The organism is Rhodopirellula sp. JB055 (assembly GCF_043100905.1).
GTDB lineage: Bacteria > Planctomycetota > Planctomycetia > Pirellulales > Pirellulaceae > Rhodopirellula.
Window position 1 is genome coordinate 1 of record NZ_JBICHO010000397.1, and the last position, 2,984, is coordinate 2,984.

At 55.8% G+C, this 2,984-nt stretch carries 3 protein-coding genes and 1 pseudogene; all 4 read left to right on the plus strand.

From position 1 onward, the window contains the following. Nucleotides 1-2 precede the first annotated feature (2 nt). Nucleotides 3-623, plus strand: coding sequence for a peroxiredoxin-like family protein (locus tag ACF8AM_RS15660; protein WP_392556532.1), 621 nt, complete (start codon nt 3-5; stop codon nt 621-623). Nucleotides 624-835: 212 nt separating this feature from the next. After that, nucleotides 836-1,849 (plus strand): FG-GAP repeat domain-containing protein, encoded by a 1,014-nt coding sequence (locus ACF8AM_RS15665; RefSeq protein ID WP_392556533.1) that lies wholly within the window; start codon nt 836-838, stop codon nt 1,847-1,849. A gap of 18 nt (nt 1,850-1,867) precedes the next feature. Beyond that, nucleotides 1,868-1,966 (plus strand): annotated as a pseudogene (locus ACF8AM_RS15670) (hypothetical protein); the annotation flags it as partial. Between the two features lie 11 nt (nt 1,967-1,977). Further along, on the plus strand, nt 1,978-2,984 hold a 1,007-nt coding region (locus tag ACF8AM_RS15675), incomplete at its 3' end, for a PQQ-binding-like beta-propeller repeat protein (RefSeq protein ID WP_392556534.1).

Sequence of the window (2,984 nt, forward strand, 5' to 3'; positions counted from 1 at the left end):
GGATCTCTTTCGTCTCGTCGCCCCAAGGACACCCCATGCAAAATCGTCGTTCGACCATCTGTCTGTTGCTTGCTCTTTCGTTCGTTGCATTGTCGTCGACCGCTCAAGCTCAGCGTCGTCGTCAAGCGCAACCTGGTAAAGAGCCGCCGCATCCACCCAAGGTTGGTGAAGTTGCCCCAGATTTTGAGCTGATGAATCAAAATGGCGAAGTCGTTTCGCTGAAATCACTGACGGCGAAGTCACCCGTTGTGATGCTTGTTCTGCGTGGCTGGACTGGCAAACAATGCCCGTTGTGCAATCGTCAAGTCGGTGAATTTTTGAGTAAGCAGGCAGCTTTGTCGGGTGTTCAAGTGGTACTGATCTACCCGGGCCCTGCCGAGATGCTCGGTGAGCACGCGAAAGAGTTCCAAGGCAACAAGTCGTTCCCGTCGAACTATCACTTCGTGCTCGACCCCGACTTCAAGTTCACCAACGCGTGGGGACTTCGCTGGGACGCTCCTCGCGAAACCGCTTACCCGTCGACTTTTGTGGTTGGCCAAGACCGAAAGATTGTCTTCGGCAAAACGGTTGTCTCGCACGGTGACCGGGCGGATGTCGCCACGGTTGTCGCAAAACTTCCCTGAGTCAGATGTCTGACAACGTTGGCCAATCCAACGCTAGCGAAGCCGAAGGAGCCTTCCGGTGACCCACTGGAAGGCTCCGCTCGTTTCGCACCATCTAATTCTTTGCGAACAGTTGTTTCGTGGTGCGGGATCGATCAGAGTGGTCCGTATAGAGCTCGTAATCCCGCGCAAACTTCAAGGCATTTGTGCGATGATGGAACGGACATGACCACATGAATGACGCCGGACGACGTGCACGATGGGTGTTGGGATTTGCATGTTTGTTGCTCCCCGTTGACATCGCGTTCGCCCAGCAGGGCGAATTTGTGACGAGCGAGCGGCTGACGTTGGGGACCGAGCGTCTTCGGTCGGCTTCCGTTCGCGTCGGTGACATCGATGGCGATCGTGACCTGGACGTCGTCGTCGCCAGCGGCCGTCATTGGCCTCAACAAAACCAGTTGTTCATCAATCAAGGGCGAGCCAAGTTTTCGATTCTTCGTCCGCTTGGCACGGACCAACGCACTTCTTACGCGTGCGAATTCGCTGACTTCGACGGCGACGGCGATCTGGACATTGCGACCGGCAATGACATCGCGCGAGGCGAGATCTTTCTCAACGACGGTGGAGGTCACTTCACACTTCATGGTGAGTATGGCGATGTCACCTGCCTCAGCAGTCTTCTCGCAATCGACCTGGATCTCGATGGAGACGTGGACCTGATCGCAACCTGTCGCGGTCGACCCAATCGCATTTATCTCAATGACGGACAAGCCAGCTTTGAGTCCGGTTCCACGTTTGGAAAGAACACGGATTCGACGATCGACGTTGCCGCAGGCGACCTCAATGGCGACGGGCATCTCGATCTCGTCCTCGCCAACCGGGACCGGCAACCCAACGAAGTGCTGCTGGGCGACGGAAAGTTGCGATTCACTCGGAGTGTGACGTTTGGTTCCGGTGAAGATCATTCACGTTCTGTTGCCATCGCGGACCTCAACGCGGATGGCAATTTGGATTGGGGGATCGCCAACATCGGAAGCGAGAATCAAATTTTCGTGGGCGACGGTTCCGGTGGCGTCAAAAAGCGCGTGGAATTTGGATCTCGCGACAGCAAATCTTACGTGTTGGCAATTGCCGACATGAATCAGGACAAAGTTTTGGATCTCGTCGTCGGAAATTTGAACCAACCCAATGCAGTGTTCCTTCGCAGCGACAATGGTATGAGCTTCGAGGAAGTTCCGTTTGGTTAAGCCTCCGCAACTTATGGTCTCGATGTTGGGGACTTGGATGGCGACGGCGACGCTGACATTGTCGTTGCCAATTCCGACGATCTGAACCGCATCTTTCTCAACCGTGTGAACAGATAATGAATCCAACCATGCCGAAACCACAGACCCGTCTGTTAGCTTTGCTGCTCTTCGTGATGGCTCCTGCAGCGAAATCGCAGTCCGAAACGACCGCAGATTGGCCGTCATTCCGAGGCCCCGGGGCTCGCGGTGTTGCCGAGGGGACGACGATCCCGACGAGCTGGAACGCAGATCCAGAAAGCGAAACCAACGTCGGCATGCTCTGGGTAGCGGATGTTCCTGGGTTGGGACATTCCAGCCCCGTGGTTGCCGGTGATCGAGTGTTCTTGCTGACGGCGGTTCCCGATGAAGGCGAGACGGAACTGAACATCGCTGCCGGCGGGAACATTGATGCGGCTGAGGATAGCGGCGCGTACAGTTGGATTGTGCTGTGCTACGACGCTGAAACCGGAAAGGAACTTTGGCGACAAACGGCACATCATGGAGAGCCCAAAGCGACTCGGCACAGCAAGGCGACTCATGCCAATACCAGCGTTTGTGTCGATGGCGATCGAGTGGTGGCTTGCTTTGGTTCAGAAGGTCTGTATTGCTACGACCTCGACGGAAAGCTGGTGTGGGAACGCGACCTCGGCGTGATCGATGTCAGTAAGTACGGGATCGGTTGGGGATATGCGAGCTCTCCTGCGATTCATGATGGTCGCGTCGCGGTGATCTGTGACGATCCCGACCATCCGTTCGTGACCGTTTTGGAACTTTCGGACGGAGAGGAAGTTTGGAGATCGGATCGGTCGGAGGTTTGCGAACGCAGTTGGGGGTCTCCGTTGATTTACGAAGTCGAAGGCGTCACCCAAATGATCGTCAACGGTTTTCCTTGGATCGTGTACTACGAATTCGCCACCGGAGAAGAGCTGTGGCGACTCGAAGGCGGAGGTGACAACCCGATTCCGACTCCGTTTGTTTCCAACGGTTGGATCTACATCACGAACGCACACGGTGGGAAAGCACCGATCTATGTGGTGCGTCCCGACGCTCGTGGAACGATCAAACTCGATGCGGAAGAGGAATCCGATTCGCTGGT

Excerpts from the sequence above, each read along its gene's own strand:
- ACF8AM_RS15665 (WP_392556533.1), top strand. The coding sequence starts at position 836 with ATGAATGACGCCGGACGACGTGCACGATGGGTGTTGGGATTTGCATGT.